This is a genomic window from Limihaloglobus sulfuriphilus (assembly GCF_001999965.1).
GTDB classification, from domain to species: domain Bacteria; phylum Planctomycetota; class Phycisphaerae; order Sedimentisphaerales; family Sedimentisphaeraceae; genus Limihaloglobus; species Limihaloglobus sulfuriphilus.
On the sequence record NZ_CP019646.1, the window covers coordinates 1474688 to 1491972 of the forward strand.

20 protein-coding genes and 1 riboswitch are annotated in these 17285 nt (G+C 45.2%); of the genes, 14 read left to right on the forward strand and 6 right to left on the reverse strand.

What is annotated here, in order from left to right; genetic code table 11:
* Nucleotides 1–25: 25 nt before the first annotated feature.
* The 3 genes from SMSP2_RS05660 (at nt 26) to topA (ending at nt 5118) form a co-directional block, all read left to right on the forward strand.
* On the forward strand, nt 26–1042 hold the full coding sequence (locus tag SMSP2_RS05660; protein WP_146683024.1) for a prolipoprotein diacylglyceryl transferase: 1017 nt from the start codon (nt 26–28) through the stop codon (nt 1040–1042).
* 237 nt (nt 1043–1279) lie between these two features.
* Nucleotides 1280–2467 (forward strand): pyridoxal phosphate-dependent aminotransferase, encoded by a 1188-nt coding sequence (locus SMSP2_RS05665; protein WP_146683025.1) that lies wholly within the window; start codon nt 1280–1282, stop codon nt 2465–2467.
* Between the two features lie 293 nt (nt 2468–2760).
* Nucleotides 2761–5118 carry a type I DNA topoisomerase gene (gene topA / locus SMSP2_RS05670; RefSeq protein WP_146683026.1) on the forward strand — a complete coding sequence of 786 codons (2358 nt, stop codon included), beginning with the start codon at nt 2761–2763 and terminating at the stop codon, nt 5116–5118.
* A gap of 27 nt (nt 5119–5145) precedes the next feature.
* Here topA and SMSP2_RS05675 read toward each other — a convergent pair whose 3' ends face one another.
* Nucleotides 5146–5715 carry a M48 metallopeptidase family protein gene (locus SMSP2_RS05675; protein ID WP_186804884.1) on the reverse strand — a complete coding sequence of 190 codons (570 nt, stop codon included), beginning with the start codon at nt 5713–5715 and terminating at the stop codon, nt 5146–5148.
* 80 nt (nt 5716–5795) lie between these two features.
* Between SMSP2_RS05675 and SMSP2_RS05680 the strand changes: the two genes are divergently transcribed.
* The 11 genes from SMSP2_RS05680 (at nt 5796) to trxA (ending at nt 14638) form a co-directional block, all read left to right on the forward strand.
* Complete coding sequence (locus SMSP2_RS05680; RefSeq protein ID WP_146683028.1) at nt 5796–6617, forward strand: HD domain-containing protein; 822 nt, start codon at nt 5796–5798, stop codon at nt 6615–6617.
* 65 nt (nt 6618–6682) lie between these two features.
* Nucleotides 6683–7051, forward strand: coding sequence for an STAS domain-containing protein (locus tag SMSP2_RS05685; protein WP_146683029.1), 369 nt, complete (start codon nt 6683–6685; stop codon nt 7049–7051).
* 22 nt (nt 7052–7073) lie between these two features.
* Complete coding sequence (locus SMSP2_RS05690; protein ID WP_186804885.1) at nt 7074–7490, forward strand: ATP-binding protein; 417 nt, start codon at nt 7074–7076, stop codon at nt 7488–7490.
* A 193-nt stretch (nt 7491–7683) separates the two neighbouring features.
* Nucleotides 7684–9132 (forward strand): endo-1,4-beta-xylanase, encoded by a 1449-nt coding sequence (locus SMSP2_RS05695; protein ID WP_146683031.1) that lies wholly within the window; start codon nt 7684–7686, stop codon nt 9130–9132.
* Nucleotides 9133–9135: 3 nt separating this feature from the next.
* Nucleotides 9136–9489: a ComEA family DNA-binding protein gene (locus SMSP2_RS05700; RefSeq protein WP_146683032.1), complete on the forward strand. Its 354-nt coding sequence runs from the start codon at nt 9136–9138 to the stop codon at nt 9487–9489.
* Between the two features lie 14 nt (nt 9490–9503).
* Complete coding sequence (locus SMSP2_RS05705; RefSeq protein WP_146683033.1) at nt 9504–9992, forward strand: hypothetical protein; 489 nt, start codon at nt 9504–9506, stop codon at nt 9990–9992.
* A complete protein-coding gene (locus SMSP2_RS05710) occupies nt 9982–10809 on the forward strand; it encodes a DUF4292 domain-containing protein (protein ID WP_146683034.1) in 828 nt (275 codons plus the stop codon). The genes SMSP2_RS05705 and SMSP2_RS05710 overlap by 11 nt, the downstream gene beginning before the upstream one ends.
* A 165-nt stretch (nt 10810–10974) precedes the next feature.
* Nucleotides 10975–11172: riboswitch (cobalamin riboswitch) on the forward strand.
* Nucleotides 11173–11316: 144 nt separating this feature from the next.
* The gene (locus tag SMSP2_RS05715; protein ID WP_146683035.1) at nt 11317–12342 is read left to right on the forward strand and encodes a dockerin type I domain-containing protein; all 1026 of its coding nucleotides are present in this window, start codon (nt 11317–11319) and stop codon (nt 12340–12342) included.
* 70 nt (nt 12343–12412) lie between these two features.
* On the forward strand, nt 12413–13234 hold the full coding sequence (locus SMSP2_RS05720; protein ID WP_146683036.1) for a DUF4465 domain-containing protein: 822 nt from the start codon (nt 12413–12415) through the stop codon (nt 13232–13234).
* A gap of 41 nt (nt 13235–13275) precedes the next feature.
* Entirely contained in the window at nt 13276–14127 is an 852-nt protein-coding gene (locus SMSP2_RS05725) for a type II secretion system protein (RefSeq protein WP_146684824.1), read from the forward strand.
* A 184-nt stretch (nt 14128–14311) separates the two neighbouring features.
* Nucleotides 14312–14638: a thioredoxin gene (gene trxA / locus SMSP2_RS05730; RefSeq protein WP_146683037.1), complete on the forward strand. Its 327-nt coding sequence runs from the start codon at nt 14312–14314 to the stop codon at nt 14636–14638.
* A 51-nt stretch (nt 14639–14689) separates the two neighbouring features.
* On the opposite strand, the gene SMSP2_RS05735 is transcribed toward trxA, so the two are convergent.
* The 5 genes from SMSP2_RS05735 to rplS form a co-directional block, all read right to left on the reverse strand.
* A complete protein-coding gene (locus tag SMSP2_RS05735) occupies nt 14690–15466 on the reverse strand; it encodes a TatD family hydrolase (RefSeq protein WP_146683038.1) in 777 nt (258 codons plus the stop codon).
* A gap of 22 nt (nt 15467–15488) precedes the next feature.
* On the reverse strand, nt 15489–15779 hold the full coding sequence (locus tag SMSP2_RS05740; protein ID WP_146683039.1) for a nucleotidyltransferase family protein: 291 nt from the start codon (nt 15777–15779) through the stop codon (nt 15489–15491).
* A 42-nt stretch (nt 15780–15821) separates the two neighbouring features.
* Nucleotides 15822–16217, reverse strand: a complete 396-nt coding sequence (locus SMSP2_RS05745; RefSeq protein WP_186804886.1) for a YraN family protein — start codon at nt 16215–16217, stop codon at nt 15822–15824.
* Nucleotides 16218–16270: 53 nt separating this feature from the next.
* On the reverse strand, nt 16271–16849 hold the full coding sequence (locus SMSP2_RS05750) for a four helix bundle suffix domain-containing protein (protein WP_146683041.1): 579 nt from the start codon (nt 16847–16849) through the stop codon (nt 16271–16273).
* Between the two features lie 65 nt (nt 16850–16914).
* The gene (gene rplS / locus SMSP2_RS05755) at nt 16915–17283 is read right to left on the reverse strand and encodes a 50S ribosomal protein L19 (RefSeq protein ID WP_146683042.1); all 369 of its coding nucleotides are present in this window, start codon (nt 17281–17283) and stop codon (nt 16915–16917) included.
* Nucleotides 17284–17285: the final 2 nt, after the last annotated feature.

Here is a 17285-nt window from a genome sequence, read left to right on the forward strand (position 1 = left end):
CCCTCTAATTGAAGATGTCGCATCCATGAAACCGGAACTATTCACTATACCTTTTACCAACCTGACCGTTAAAGGCCCCGGACTTATGATAGCTATCGGTTTTATCGCCGCGGCTTTTATAGTAAAGTACATGTCCAGGAGGGTCAGCATAAAGGATGATATCCTTGTCAACGCGGCACTTATATCACTGGTTGCCGGCCTTTTCGGATCAAGAGTCCTTCACGTCGTCCATTACTACGAGCATTTTGACAGTTTTCTCGCTGTTTTCCGCATTTGGGAACCGGGGCGAGAGCTGCTCGGCGGCGTAATCGCGGCTATCATTGCCATAGTTGTGTATCTCCATATAAAAAAACAGCGGATTATGCTGTGCCTGGACATTCTCGCCGTGGCACTCATGGCGGGTATAGGTTTTGGACGAATCGGCTGCCTGCTTGAAGGGTGCTGCTACGGCAAACCATGCAGTCTGCCTTGGGCTGTGGTATTCCCTTACGATTCAATACCTTACAACTCACAGGCATACCCTGACCCTCAAAGAGGCAGAGATGAACCGACATTGAAACTGCCGTCGTCTTATTACGGCAGAGTATCCCAGGACGGCCGCTGGATTCCGGCACCCGAGGGCGATGCAAAATTTAATTATCCGTTGAAACCGTATGAAATGCTCACCGAAGAAGAAAAGCAGGCTGTCTCTAAAAACGGTCCTAACCACTGCGTGCCGATACATCCCACTCAGCTCTACTCCTCTGTTTTTGCTTTCAGCTGGCTGGCGATCTTGTTCTTCTACTGGCGGCTCGCCGGCGCCGGTTCGCTTTACGGCAGACAAGAACATGAGAAATCACCCATGCGATACCGGCTTGCCAGACCGGGCATTACCGGCGCTTTGATGCTTGTGCTGTATGGCTTTGGCAGGATAATACTTGAGAATCTCAGGGATGACAATCCTTATGAAATAAGCACACTCACCATTTCACAAATTATCAGCATCGCCATGATAGCTGCCGGCTCTATAATAGCCGCTTATATAGCAGGCAAGCCGGATTGAGCAAAAAAGATACCGCTTAGATTTTAACGCAAATATAGATAAAATTAACCGTTACAAAAAGAGACTATTTTAGATAACCGCCTCGCAGCACAATTTTTCAGAAATAAATGCTTATTTCTTGACCTTGCACACAGATTAAGTATAGTAATAAAGACTTTTAAATCCATTGTTCATCCGCAATTAAGTAAACTGATGGTAAAATCAGATTTGTTAATGTTACTATAAATAAGGACAAAAATGAAAATTAGCCAAAGAGCACAAGCCGTTCCGGCTTCAGCAACAATGCTGGTAGCTACTCGCGCAAAAGAAATGAAAGCACAAGGCATCGACGTTGTCAGTTATGGCGCCGGCGAACCGGATTTTGACACACCTCAATACATAAAAGACGCGGCAATCAAAGCTATAAATGACGGCAAAACAGGCTACACAGCAACTCCGGGAATACCCGAACTGAAAAAAGCCATTTGCGAAAAGCTCAAAGCTGAAAACAATCTCGACTACACCCCTGAACAGATAATATGCAATATCGGAGCAAAACACTCTATATACGAAGCCTTCCAGGCTATACTTGATGATGGCGATGAAGTTATTATGCCTGCTCCGTACTGGGTAACATATCCAGAGGCAATCAAACTTGCAGGAGGAACACCAAAAGTCATAAACGGAGACCCGTCAAACAGTTATAAAGTTACTCCAGAACAGCTCAAAAATGCCCTTACAGATAAGACAGCGGCATTTTTGCTGAACTCGCCCAACAACCCCGGCGGCTTCTGCTATACACCTGATGAGCTCAAAGAGCTGGCCAAAGTGCTTGAAGGAACAAATGTAACAGTAGTTTCTGACGAGATTTACGAACGCCTTGTTTACGGTAATACACAGTTTATAAGTTTCGCCGCTCTCAGCGACGATGCCTTCAGCAGGACAATTACTATAAACGGTTTCAGCAAGGCATTCGCCATGACCGGATGGCGTCTGGGATACACTGCCGGCCCGCTGCAGATTATAAAGGCTATGGGCAAACTCCAGTCACATATGACGCAGAATCCGGTTAGTTTTGTCCAGTATGCCGCTGTTGAAGCACTCAAAGACCCGGACGGCGTTGTAGAACAGATGCGGCTGGAATTTGAGAAACGCGGCGGACATATGTCAAAACGCTTAAAGGCGATTGAGGGATTCATCTGCCCGGAACCGACAGGCGCGTTTTACTGCTTCCCTGATGTAAGTCACTATTACGGCAAGACTATTGGCGGCGTTGAGATAACCGACAGTATGACATTTGCTCAGACTCTGCTCGAACAGGCGAACGTAGCGATTGTTCCCGGCGGGGCTTTCGGGTGTGACAACAATGTACGACTCAGCTTTGCCTGCTCAATGGAACAGATAGACAAAGGAATTGACAGGATTCAAGATTGGCTCAAGAGCTGACACAAGTCAAAGTGATATTTTAATCAAAACCGATAAGGGAGCATCAGAAATGCTCCCTTTTTTTATAAGCCGGCCTTGTGGTTTTACTGATTCCGAAGCTCTAAACAGCATGTTTTATATACAGCGGCATAGCGGCAGCGAAGAGATGGGGACATAATATTTTTTGAATTCTCTTGACTTTAAACTGTCAAAACATAATTCTATTGCACTAAAAGAAATAAATTATGTTGCTTGCTTAAAGCACAAAAGATTTTTATCTACTTGTAAAATTTAGAGTTACATCTGGAATACCAATGGCGGAAAAAAACAGCACAAAAGCGCTGGTAGTCGTAGAGTCACCGGCCAAAGCGAAAACTATAAACAAATACCTTGGTTCGAACTTCGAGGTAAAAGCCTCTGTTGGCCATATCCGTGACCTTCCGAGCAAAGGACTTAACGTTGATATAGAAAACAACTTTGAGCCTACGTATGACATTATGCCCGGAAAGAAGCGGACACTCAACTCACTCAAGAGTGCGGCGAAAAAATGCGACACACTATACCTGGCAACTGACCTTGACCGCGAGGGAGAGGCAATAGCCTGGCATATCAGCGAGATGTTAAAGTTTGATCCGGAAAAAACGTATCGTGTTGTATTTAACGCAATTACAAAGAAATCTATACAGGATGCATTTTCAGAGCCCGGCAAACTGAACATGAACAAGGTAATGGCTCAACAGGCCAGGCGAATCCTTGACCGAATTGTTGGGTATCAGATCAGCCCGCTGCTGTGGAAAAAGGTAAGCAAGGGACTTAGTGCCGGCAGGGTACAATCAGTCGCGGTTAAAATGGTGGTTGAGCGTGAGCGAGAGATTCGGGCATTTAACCCCAAGCCATACTGGCTGATACCGGCGGTATTCACCACTGACTTAAATTTAGACTGTTCAGAAATCTGGAAACAGTTTCTCGGTGATGACGAGAAAAACCGCCCCACTGTTTCAGACCAGAATAAATGGCTCTCTGAGCATGATGCCTTCAGAGCAGAACTTAAGGAAATCAACGGCCAAAAATTTGTCCCGGAAGATAAAGACCTGGCTTTCACCGCCTACGAGATACTCAAAGGGGCGGATTTTAAGGTCTCTGACTATAAAACCAAACAAACCCAGTCCCGCCCGGCTCCGCCATTTATAACATCTTCGCTTCAGCAGACCGCCGCGAATAAACTGGGATTCGCGACCAAACGAACCATGCGTCTGGCGCAAAACCTTTACGAAGGTATCGAACTGGGGGCAATGGGCTCTGTCGGTCTTATTACATACATGCGAAGCGACAGCACTTACATCTCACCAGAAGCCTTTAACGCGGCAAGAACTTTTATAGGCAAAGAGTTTGGCGACGAATATGTCCCCGAAAAACCGAATTTCTTCACCTCCGCCAAGAATGCTCAGCAGGCTCACGAAGCTATCCGCCCCACCGACCCTGCTCTGAGCCCTGAATTTGTAAAACCTCACTTAACGGCTGAACAATACAAACTTTATGACCTTATATGGCGCAGGTTTGTGGCTTGCCAGATGTCCAACGCTAAATGGAATATTACCACAATAGATATCAAGGCCCAAAACAGCGGCAAAACAGGTCTTTACCGCTCTGCCGGAAGGCAGCTTGTATTTGACGGCTTTACAAAAGTCTGGCACACAAGCTCCAACGAACAGAGAATACCCGAATTAGAAACAGACCAACAGCTCAGGCCCGTTGATATAAGTCTTGATGAAAAATGGACAAAACCGCCGGCAAGATACACTGAAGGTTCACTGGTAAAAGCCCTGGAAAACCAGGGGATTGGCAGGCCAAGTACTTATGCCAGCATTATCTCCACAATTCAGGACAGAAATTATGTTGAACAGCGAGAACGAAAGTTTCACGCTACTGACCTTGGTGAAGTCGTCACAGATAAACTCAGCGAGTTTTTCCCGCAAATCATGGACATGGACTTCACCAGGCTTATGGAGCAGAAACTCGACAACATTGAAGACCAGCACAGCAACTGGGTCGGAGTACTGAATGACTTCTACGGGCCATTCAAAGAGAACCTCGACAACGCCCTTGAGCAGATGAAGCACGCAAAGGCTGAAACCCAGCCAAGCGACTATAAATGCCCTGAGTGCGGCGCTGAGCTGGTGTATCGTTTCGGCAGAAACGGAAGATTCCTGAGCTGCTCAACCTATCCTGAATGCAAATTCGCGGCTCCGGTAGATAAAGACGGCAAGATATTAGAAGAAAAACCATCCGGCATAAAATGCCCGAACTGCGGCAAAAACATGATTGAGAAGAACGGCCGTTACGGCAAATTCCTCGGCTGTGAGGATTATCCTCAGTGCAAAACCATTATGCGTATAGGAAAAGACGGCAACCCCGTGCCGCCCAAGGCCCCGCCGGAGCCTACCGGTATAAAGTGCTATAAATGCGCAAAAGGCGAGCTGGTTATCCGTGACAGTAAAAGAGGTAAATTCCTGGGCTGCAACAAGTTCCCCCGCTGCCGGACAATCGTGAAACTCGATCATCTTGAAAAACTCAAAGAACTTCAGGCTGCCGGTAAATGGCCGCCCGAAAACGAAGAGAAGGCAAAAGAGATACTCAAAGCAAATGCAGACGCTGCGAAAAAAGAAGAGTGAGGCTCTTAGGAGAAACGAATAACTCGTTTACCACCATTGAGTTATTCGGTAATCCCGAAGTTTTCGATCTGTAATTTTCGAACTGATCAAAGTGTATTTATCCAGCTCTTTCCAAAAGCGTTTGCTGTGGTTTGGATGTTTTGTGTGAACCAGCTCATGAAGGATCACATAGTCCCTTAAATCTCCGGGTAATTCCGCTAAGGCTATATTAATACTAATGTTACCTGAAGACGAACAACTCCCCCACATGGTTCGCTGATTTCTGATTGTGAGTTTTTTATATTTAAAGCCGTATTTCTTAGCGAGGTAAACAAACCTGTCGGCCAGTTTTTTGGCTTCAACAGGCATTCTCGCCAAACGCATATTTACGTCACGCTGGGTATCAACGCCTTTGGCAGTCAGTTCTTTGATATTAGAATTTATTTTTGTTGCTATTGAGACAACAAAATCCCTCGCCTGGCTGTAGCTATTCCACAACGGAACAGAGACTTTAACACAGTTATGTTCTGTAGTTACAACAATCCGCCTTGCCCTGCGGTTTCTACGAAAAAAAACCGGCACCGGAATGCCGGGAAGATGTTCTGTTTTCAGTTTCATGAGCTCATAATATATTTTAAGCAGAAAAACTAACAAGATAAAATATTGAAAAATGTTCATTAAAATATAGAATATAATTTATGATTAAAAATCGCCTGATATGGTTTGCAGATTTCGTTGATTCTCATCTTTGCGAAGATGAATTTATCAATCGAAATATAGAGCTTAAAAGAGAACACACCAAAATGGTGTGCCTTGAAATGCAGCGGCTCTGTGAAATTCTCAAACTGGATCCCCGCTTAACAGAGCTGGCTATGATAACGGCCCTGTATCATGATTTAGGCAGATTTCCTCAAATAGTCGAATATCGGACTTTCAGCGACCCGCAAAGCTGCTGTCATGCAACTGAATCAATAAATGTCATGAACCGCAACTCACTTCTCGAGGGGCTTGACGAGACAGACTCAAATGCGATAAAAACAGCGGTAAAACTTCATAACAAGCTCGACTTTGATACTGAATCGCTCGACGAGAAACAACTGCTTCTAACCAGAATGATCCGTGATGCCGATAAGATAGATATATACCGCGTCATATCTGAAGCGTACCATGAGTACCTGAAAGACCCTCAATCTTATAACCGCGCAATCGGATTTGGAGATTTCGAACAGAAAAAGGCCACCCCAGAGATAGCCGCCGCGGTGATCAAGGGCAAGCCCGTCTTATATGCCGGCGTGAAAACGTTCACCGACAGAAAGCTGCTGCATTTGGGCTGGCTGTTCCAGATACACTATGATGCTGCCCTTAATAGAATACACTCAAGGGGTTATATAAAAATGCTTCTTGAGAGCCTTCCCGATTGCCCGCTTTGCTGCAAGGTCAGAACCACAGTTGAAAGTTATGTGAAAAATCGGCTGGCCCTCTCTGCCGGTATTTATGAACAGAAACAAAAAATAACTTGACATTTACGCATTATACCGGATAGTATTCTAACTGTAATAATATTTTAGTACCGGAGTTATATACAATGAATTCCTCAAATGGATTAGTGAGAATTTTCAATAAAGATCAGATTGTCATAGTAAGTTTGAACTGTAAAAAACTTCTTGAAGAAGAACACATCAACTCTGTACGCGACTCGATACTTGGCGCTATCGGGGCGGCGCCGGTTCCAAAGGTTCTTATTGATTTTGACGAAGTAGAGTTTCTTTCGAGTGCGATGCTTGGAGCACTTATAAAAATAAACGCCGCAGTCAATGAGAAAAAAGGCAAACTCGCTCTTTGTAATATCGAGGATAACATCGCGCAAATTTTCAAAATAACCGCCCTGGAAAAAATATTCGACATCTACGACGAGCCGGAAGAAGCCTTAACCAGTTTAGAAAACCAGAGTTAGAACAGAACTTATGCCGTCTGCCATGAAGACAGTCTCTAAAACCCTTGAACTAAGGTATCCGGTTAAATATACCCGGCTTTATGAGTCTATACTCTCAGAGCTCGACGAAAGCACCTACTCTCCTGAGGACCGTTTTGCTTTAGAGCTTGTGCTTGACGAAGCCATCACCAACGCAGTTAAGCACGGCAATAAGAACGACCCTGATAAAAAGGTTACCGTATCGTATTCGATCACTCCCAAACAGTTTGAAATAGAGATTACAGACGAGGGACCCGGCTTTGAGATAGAGGATCTGCCCGACCCGAGACGCGAAGAAAACCTATTTAAAACCTCAGGGCGCGGCGTTTTGCTTATGAAAGCCTACATGGACAAGGTCAAATTCAACAAAAAAGGCAATTCTGTCAGAATGGTTAAACGCGCTGCAAATTACCATGAATGATCAGAACGGCGGTAAAATCACCGCAAGCCGCCCTGATCTGCGGGAAAACCTGAAATAGCCAAACAGCAGCTTTGCCGCTCAAATATTAAATCAAGGTTAAAATCTTGGTTTGTAGTTTGCCAAACACCAACTCTTGTATTATAATATCCTGGTTTAAATTAGTATTCAATTTATTCTAAAGGACTTTTAAACATTGAAATTTCAAGTATTTAAGAACGGCAGCCCTGCACAGGAGTTAAACCTGGAAGGCAGTTACATATTCAGCCATGATAACTATCTCCTGCGCGACTCTTCGCTGATACAGTACGAACGGGAGGTTCTCGCGGCGGACTGCACCGGCTCAGAAACCGCCGCTCTGTGCCTGCCCTGGGATATTGAAGGCATAGGCACGATAATGCTGCCGACAACCAGGCTGCTGCGTCAACCAGGCTGTTATAACCTCAACATTGAGCTGGCCCGCGCACGGCTGATGCTTATAATATCCAAAATTGAGGACTACTCTGAAATTGAGATGTCCGAATCAATGATAAAATACTTTGATAACGCCAAGAAATCTTTCGTCGATGCCATAAAATCATCGGCTAATCCCCAGGAAGCGTCGGTACATGCCGACCGTTCCCTGATAAACGCACTGCATTTCTCTGAGAAACTGGCGATTGTTCAGGCAGAAAACGGCTTCAGGAAACGTCAAAAACTTTCAAACTACGGCAAAGACTACTTTGGCTGCAAACTTGAAGTTGAACACGTTAAAAAATCTCCGCAATACTTGAAAAAAGTTATAAACGCTTTCGGCAGGGTGGAAATCCCCCTTAACTGGAGAGAAATAGAGAAAACACCAGGACAATATGACTTCGGGAGCTTAGAAAAGATCATCAAAGTACTCTCCTCCAGCAAAGGCATTAAAATCACTGCCGGCCCCCTTGTTTCCTTTGAAAAAGAGTGCATTCCTGACTGGCTCCAGCAAAAGGACGCTTCATTTGCAGACATACAGGAAGCGGCATACGGATATATCTCTGAATGCCTGGGCAGATTCCGTAACTTTGTAGATCAGTGGATCGTTCTCAAAGGCATAAACTGCAAAAACTGCCTCAAATTCAGCCTTGACGAGATTCTCGAGATAACCCGTTCGGCGTTCATCGCGGCAAGAAACGGCGACAGCTCCGGGAAACTTATTCAAATCTGCGACCCCTGGGGCAGCAGCGAATCGGTATCCTATGACAATATCCCGCCGCTGGTTTTCCTTGAAATGCTGATCCAGCAGAACATCTGGTTTGACGGCATCTCGCTTGACCTGGATATATGGAACCGCTGCAAGTATCCCGCTGTAAGAGATTTACTGCAGATTTCCTCCAAGATAGACAGTTTTACCAATCTTGGCCGCCAGATATATGTCTCAGAGCTCAAGGCTCCAAGGCAATCAGACAGTATCTATTACGGATACTGGGAAAAAGAATGGTCCCAGGATATCCAGGCTAAATGGCTGGAATATGTTTACAAAATAGCCCTGAGTAAACCATCTGTCGCCGGAGTTTCATATTCTGCCGCAGTAGCAAACAGCAACAGGCCTTCTTGCGGAATCCTAAGCAAGAATTACGATGTGTCCAAAGCGTATAAGAAAATCCTAAAACTGCAGAAACTTTAAAAAATGTCTGTCGCAATTAAAGGCAAAACAATTACAGAAACCGCCCTTTTGGCTCTTTCGGCCGTTATGTTCGCCTCGGCCGCGGCGTTCTTTTACTTTCCAGTTTCAGACAGCGGCCCGGACCCGGAGGGTTTATCTGAACTTGACATCAATGAAGCCGGACTGACACAGCTTGAGCTTATTGAAGGCATCGGCCCCGCGACGGCAGCCGCAATAATAAAGTATAGAGACGAAATATCAGAAACAGGGAAGTTTCAAAATGCCGATGAGCTTATTAACGTCAAAGGTATTGGAGAAGTAAAAGCACGGACAATTGCGGAAATCGCGGCTTTTAAAGCGAGAAATAAACGCAAATAGAAATTCAGACTTATATGGCAGATTGGGAAATAAAAAAAACAACAGGCTTCTGTTACGGAACACAGCGGGAACTCGAACCGGGGGAGGAGTATTTCGCAGTGTTAACCGAAAACGAAGACGGCAATCTTGAGCGGCGGGATTTCAGCAGGAAATACTGGATGGAGAATCAGCTTCAGGTATTTTATTTCTGGAAAAGCCGCATACCGCTGCCGGATGAAAACAAAAAAACTTTTATTGATGATGAGATGCTGCTGGCATTCTATGAGCGGCTAAGCGATGAAGAAAATGAAGAAAAAATCAACTTCAGGTACATACTCGCTTTGATACTGATGCGAAAAAGGATTTTAAAATATCAGAACTCTCAAAGCTCTGACGGCGTAGAGATATGGAATATGAGAACAGCCGGAACAAATAAAACATCAAAACTCATAAAACCTGAATTAAGCCCTGAGCGGATTGACGCTCTGACAGAAAACATCCGGGAGGTGCTTCTTGAAGATTAAAATAACTGTCTCCATACTTATTTCCATATTTTTACTTGGCTGCGGCCAGCAGTTTGAAAAGAGTGAGCGAAAATACAACTCAAGCATGAATTTTCTTGCCAAACAAAAGGCCTCTGCCGTCCCATTCAAAGCCCAGGGCTCCGGACGTGCCGAATTTATCGACGCGGACGGTGAGAAAAACATGGAAAACATAACCAGAATCGATGTTATCTTCAACCCGCCCAACAAACTCTACGTCTCTATGGACCATCTGCTTCAAAAATCCGCTGTAAGTCTGGGCCTTACCGGTCATGAATTCTGGATCTGGAGCCGGTTCAGAGACAGAAATGACATCTATTGGGGCCAGCAGAATATGCTGGTTATGGACAACCGGCTGCCGGTAGGACTGAGGCCGGAGGCTTTTCTTGAGTGCCTGGGACATGTTAACTATGAAAAGGAAGAAGAGCTGTTCGTTTCTGACGAGTTATCAATCGGCATAGGCAACGGCCGGGGCCAAATGGTCAAGGCGCTGGAATTTTCGCCTGACGACCATACTTTAAGGAGAATTGGCTACTTTAACAGCGAAAACAATCTGATAATGCTTTGTGAGCTGGATGATTACCGTCCCGTCTCGCTTGAGAGTGAATATATCCTGCCCAGAAAAATACGGCTGTATTTCTACAAACGGCAGTCAGAACTTAGCATAAAGCTGGACAAGATAACCCTTGTGGACCCTGAAGACGAAAAATACTCAAGGGCATTTAACATGCCTTCAAAAGACAGGGTAAAAGAAGTATATCTTCTCACGGAGTCAGGCGAGTTTATACAAGAGAAATAACCCGCCGGACTTTCACATAACAAACAGCTTTTACGAAAACTTATTCAGCAGGATTTTGGCATAATGAACTGTTTTCTGTCATAATACTGCTTATTTACCGCAGATAATGAATTTCATTTGACAAATCTGATATATGAAATATAAATAAACTCCTGCTCATTACAAAATTTAAAAATATGCCCGTGTCCGTATTCCGGTTAAAAGGGAATGCAGTGAAAATCTGCAACGGTCGCGCCGCTGTATGCGTCTGGATAACAAGAATAATCCAGAAACAGGCAATATGCCACTGTGACAGCTAATGTCGCGGGAAGGCGCCTGTTTGCAAACGCAAGTCAGAAGACCTGCACTGGTATAGATCTTTAGCACTGTAAAGCTGAATTAGTAATTCAAGCATGCGCAGTGTGCAGTTTCCCGCGTAAGGAATAAGAAAGAAATAAGCTGAATATCAAAAGCCATTGTTCTTGCCGCAGGAACAATGGCTTTTTTTTTGGAATAATGATAATACAGATGGTAAATAGCAATAAAAGAATAACAGTATATATTCTCGCGTCTTTGCTGATGGTGATCCTGTCGGGCTCTGTCCTTGCCGGTGAATATTCCGACGGCACCAATAGTCCAGATGCCATCGACGCCGGCATACCGGGTGTTTTTGAAAACCAGCTCAACCCTGTTTTTTCGGGCTGGGCAGTAACTGTCGTTGAATACCTTCCATCTGACGAGACAGAATCCTATGGAATAGACGGTATCGGCCCATCACCCTATACCGGTAACGATTTCAGCGACACAGCCAACGCCCTTGGCCCTGTAACAACCAGCGATTTGGATGTGGTCTCTCTTGGAGATTTGAACTGGGAAGACGGGGTAACTTATGATATTGATGACGAACCGGGTTTTATTACTCTCTCTTTCCCTGAAACGGTTTCTAACGGCCCGGGCCCTGATTTTGCTGTATTTGAAAACACATTCGGCTCTGGCGGGCTGCTGCCTGCAGAGCTTGCATTTGTTGAAGTTTCCACAAACGGCACCGATTTTGCCCGATTTCCATGCTATTATAATGCCTCATCGGAGCCGGTGGGGCCTTATGGGTATATTGATGTTACGAAGATCTGGAACCTCGCAGGCAAACATATAAATTCAGGCAGCGGCTCATGGGGCACGCCTTTTAACCTATCGGATTTATCAGAGCATCCTCTGGTTCTGGACAATACGGTGAATATTGAACAGATAAACTATATACGAATAGTTGATATAGCAGGAAACGGTTATTTTGCAGACAGTCTGGGCAACCCTATATACGATGCCTGGGAAACCTGGGGCTCCGGAGGTTTTGACCTCAATGCTGTTGGTATCCTGGAAAATATAACCGGCGACGGCGATTCGGACGGCGAAGTAAATTTTCATGACTTCTTGAGACTGCATAAAAACTGGAACAAAACCGGCGGCTGGCCTCAGGGAGACTTTAACGAAGACGGCTTTGTAGATGCTGATGACTATCTGCTGCTCGCCGGAAACTGGCTTTATAGAAATAAGTAAGCACCAATTTTACTGTTAGTGGCCATACCCTGATTGGTGCGAATAATAATTATTGTGTTCGGAGAAAAGAATGAACAAAATGAACAAATTGACAAAGATTTTTATGGTTTTAAATGTAATTACAATACTGACTGCAACGGCTTCTGCCGTCATTGATCTTGAAGATGTCGGGGCAGCACTGGCTCCTGAGAGCCACTGGGTGGGCGAGGCACCAGATGCGCTTTACACACCTGTTGAACGGACTTTCAGCAGCGGTGATGCTGGATTTAACCAGTATTTAACCGATTGGGGATCAATGGTATCATGGAGCGGCTTTACCTACTCGAACAAAACAGATACAACAACGGAAGGTTATACAAATGATACAAGCGCTTATGCCGAAACACCCGGCAACACATACGGCATATGCTACGTTGACGGTTATTCCGGAACACCGGAAATAAACTTTAATGCTGAATCTGTTATTTCGGGTGTTTGGATTACAAACACAACCTACGCTTATCTTTCTATGCTGAATGGAGACGGTTTAGCCAAAAAATTCGGCGGAGACAGCGGCAATGACCCCGACTGGCTCAAGCTCACCATAACCGGCACAGGAAACGAAAGCTCCGAGTCTCTCGACTTTATGCTTGCCGACTTCACGTTCGAAGACAACAGCCGGGACTATATTATAGACACATGGACGTGGCTTGACCTGAGCTCTCTGGGTCAGATAAGCAAATTAACCTTTGCCATGAGCTCCACTGATAACAATGACTACGGAATGGTAACGCCGTCTTATTTCGCTTTAGATAATATCAACGGCTCTGCTGATGCGGCACCTGTACCAGAACCGGCAGCTATTGCATTGCTGGGTCTGGGGGCATTTTTAGCCGCAAAAAGGAAGAAATAAGTACAAAACCGGGCAGCGGGCTTTACCCGCAGAATAAAAGAATGAGACAGACTGATAAAAACATAAAAGCCTTTACGCTGATAGAGCTGCTGGTTGTTATATCCATAATCGGCCTCTTGATGTCTATCATTATGCCTGCACTTTGGGCCGCGAGAAAAAGCGCTGCAAGAATTGTATGCAAGTCCAATATACGCCAGCTCCAGCTTGCAAACCAGGGCTATGTCTCAGAAAACAAAGGACACTATGTACCCGCTGCCCGGGATATATGGGGAGAAAACCTCTACCGCTGGCACGGGACACGTAAAAACAAAAATGAGCCGTTTGACCCGCTGCTTGGACCGCTTTCTGCGTATCTGGGTGAGGGAGGAGTAAAACGCTGTCCGGCGTTTAAAAAGAGTGATTATTACGCGGCTTCCGGCCAGTCAAACGCTAACTTTGAAGCGGGCTGCGGCGGATACGGATACAACGACTACATAGGCGGTAATACAATGACCGGAACCGGCGATTCAGTAAAAGCAGCCGCTGTCAAAAACCCTTCATCAACAATCATGTTCACCGATACCGCTTACCGCCAGAAAATAAAGGGCTCCGGCACCGCCTTTATAGAATACTCGTTTGCTCATCCTCCGTATTGGCAGTGGTACCTTGACATGCAAAGCAGAATGCCGGCCGGCCCGCCCCCATCTTCTATTGGTGCACGCCCCGAGCCGACAATTCATTTCAGACACGGCAAATTTACAAACACCGTATGGTGCGACGGCCACGTCTCAAATGATACTATGGATTTAAGCGCCCCTTACGTTACTAACGCCATTATGAGCGAAAAACAAACCGCCCAAATGGCTCTGGGGTGGTTCGGCCCTGACAATAACTCTCTGTTTGATCTGAAATAGCTTAGATAAGCACGGAAATTACCAGAACAAACACGGCATAATCAGATATGCCCAATTTCACTTCAGTTTTTTAACAATTGTACTTGAACAAATTATTATTTCATGCAGAATATAACATAGTAATTTCTAATATATCTTTAAATGAGAATAATAATTTTCATATTTTTTGAAAGGATAAATCACAATGAGTGAAAACGTAATGCATATTTCAGACAGTGAATTCAGCGAACTCATAAGCAGCTCTGATGTACCGGTTCTTGTTGATTTCTGGGCAGAGTGGTGCGGCCCATGCAGAATGATCGGGCCGGTTGTCGAAGAAATCGCGGAAGAATACGCCGGCAAGGCGAAGATCTGCAAGATTGATATTGATGAACACAGAGACGCGGCCAACCAGGTTGGCGTGCAGTCTATCCCGACTGTTGTAATTTTCAAAAACGGCCAGCTCGAAAAGAAATGGGTCGGCGTTACCAGTAAGGAAGACATCACCGAGGCACTGGACGAGCTGATGTAAACACCATAGACGGTAAGCTCTTTACAGGCAGTCGTTTAACGGCTGCCTTTTTTATTGTTTAAGCCCAAAAAATCTTACAGCGTTTCGGGTGGTTACGCGGGCAATCTCCTCAAGCTCTGTATTGTGCAGCTCTGCGAGCTTAGTCGCGGTGTGAATCATCAATGCGGGTTCGTTTGTCCGCTGTTTCCGCATAGGAGCCGGTGACATGAAAGGGCAATCCGTCTCGACCATAAGCCGCTCAAGCGGCACTGCCGTCGCGGCCTCACGGGCTGTATCGGCATTTTTGAATGTTACTGTACCGGTAAACGAAATATAACAGCCCATCTCAACCGCTCTTTGAGCCTCAGCCGCCCCGCCGCCAAAGCAGTGAAATACGACATCTTTGAGCCGGGGCATATACTCGGTGAGAATAGCAAATGTATCCTCAAATGCCTCGCGGCTGTGCAGAATAACCGGCATCCCGGCCGCGGCGGCGATTTCAAGTTGTTTGCGGAAGATATCCTGTTGAATTTGCGGCTCAGAATAATTGTAATGGTAATCAAGGCCGATCTCGCCCAAAGCAACGACTTTATCATCATTTATCTGTTTTGAAAGGGCTTGCAGGTCATCTTCAGTAATAAGCCGTGCATCGTGCGGATGGAACCCCGCCGCGGCGTACATATTGTCATACCGACGGGCAAGCTCTATGTTTTTTATATTCTCCTGCGGACTCGTGCCGACCGTAACCCAGGTATCAACACCCGCATCACGGCTGCGTCCAAGAACATCATCGAGATTCTCAACAAGCCCCTCAAAAGTCAAATGTGCATGTGTATCTATTAAACTCATAAAAAGTCAGAGAAGCCGTCTCTCATATTGCTTTACACTCCATAAGAACACGATCTTTTATGAGAGGATCCAAAACATCTTCATTTACTACATCTATTTTGCATCCAAGCATTTTTTCAAGGCTCCGCATTAAAGCAATATGGTCAAGCAGAGAACGGTTATCATCAATATTTACCAAAAAGTCAATATCACTTGATGCGGTATTCTCGCCTCGCAAGACTGAGCCAAAAATACGCACGTTGTGAGCTCCGTACTTTTCGGCAATATCTATTATCCTGCCGCGGTTAGCCTGAATGTCACTTAAAGATACCATAGAAGTATTTTAAACCCAGATTTGACTATTTTCAAGCAAATTTTAAGCGTAAAACGCGTTTTCGTAGTGGGTTATTTTGGGCTTTTTCTTTTCGTCCAGAACCACTGTTACTATATCAAATCGTGAGATAAGGTCGGTGCATTTGTAGCGTTTCTTGAAGAATTTTGCCGATGCGGCAATCTTTCGCTGTTTTTTCCGGGTAACGGCATCAACCGCCCTCCAGAGTCCTTCTTTTCGGCGGCTTTTGACCTCTACAAAAACAATGACCCCTTCCGGAGTTGACATAACCGCGTCAATCTCGCCGGCTTTGCACCTGTAATTAAGGGCAAGGACCGAATAGCCCTTGCCCTTAAGGTATTTTACAGCCTTGCGTTCTCCCCATCTGCCCAGCACACGGGTTGAAGAAAGGAGTTTTTTATATGTGGTTTTAAATAACACCGGTCTATCTCGTTTTCGCTTGAATACTAAGGACTCTAAGGTCTTTAAAGACATTAAAGACTTTTGCTTTGCTGCTTCCTGACCTGCTTTCTGATACCAGTCATTTTTTCTCGCATTCCACCTTCATCGAGAAATTTTGCTTCAAGTGCTTTAAGTTGGCGAAACAGCAGGTAATCGGTCTGTTTTATGAGGATTATCGCCATATTAGCGATTTTATCGGGAGGACGAGTAGTAACCATTGCCATAAAAAAACGGCTATCATTATGCTCCCGGCCAAGTTTCCGCATCGCCTCAAATTGTGCTGATTTTTCCTGCCATTGCAAGTGCCCGCGAGTTCTCAAATAGTCTTCATAGTCAATAAGCAGCTCCTGCAAACTCGCTTTTGCGACATTGATCAGCTTGATCTCAAACTCACTGGATGTTGAAGAAACGGAGGAACCTTCGGCTATATTTTGCTTGCCGCTGCGAGCCGCCTGTATCATTTGGTCAACGGTACGGTCACTTTTTTGCAGAAAAAGGGTACAGAAATAGTAGGTTATGTCGTAGATCGCCTCGGCCTTTTGATAGCTTATTAAAGATTTGAAATTCCCCTGCCGCGGTATAAAACCATCCTGATTTGCTATCCTTTTCATGGTTGGTTCACCATAAAAAGGTCATTAAGGACCTTAGAGCCCTTAATGACCTTAATCTTATTGACTTACTTAGCAATGGTGTGGGTTGTGTGCCTCTGGCGAAGCCTAACAGCCTTGCCGCTGCGTTCGCGAAGATAAAACAGTTTGGCACGGCGGACTTTACTGCTTCGAATGGCTACAACATTAACTATGTTGGGCGAATGAAGCGGGAAAATACGCTCGACTCCCTCGTCGGCGATGAAACGCCTTACGGTGAATGTCTCATTGATACCGCGGCCCTTACGGGCAATCACGATACCGCTGAATATCTGAATACGGGTTTTGTTGCCTTCCTTGATGCGGCAATGCACTTCGACATTGTCGCCAACTTCAAAGTACGGCACCTGCGTCTTCAAGCTCTTGCTTTCAACTGCATCTAAAAGTTCAGTTTTCACGT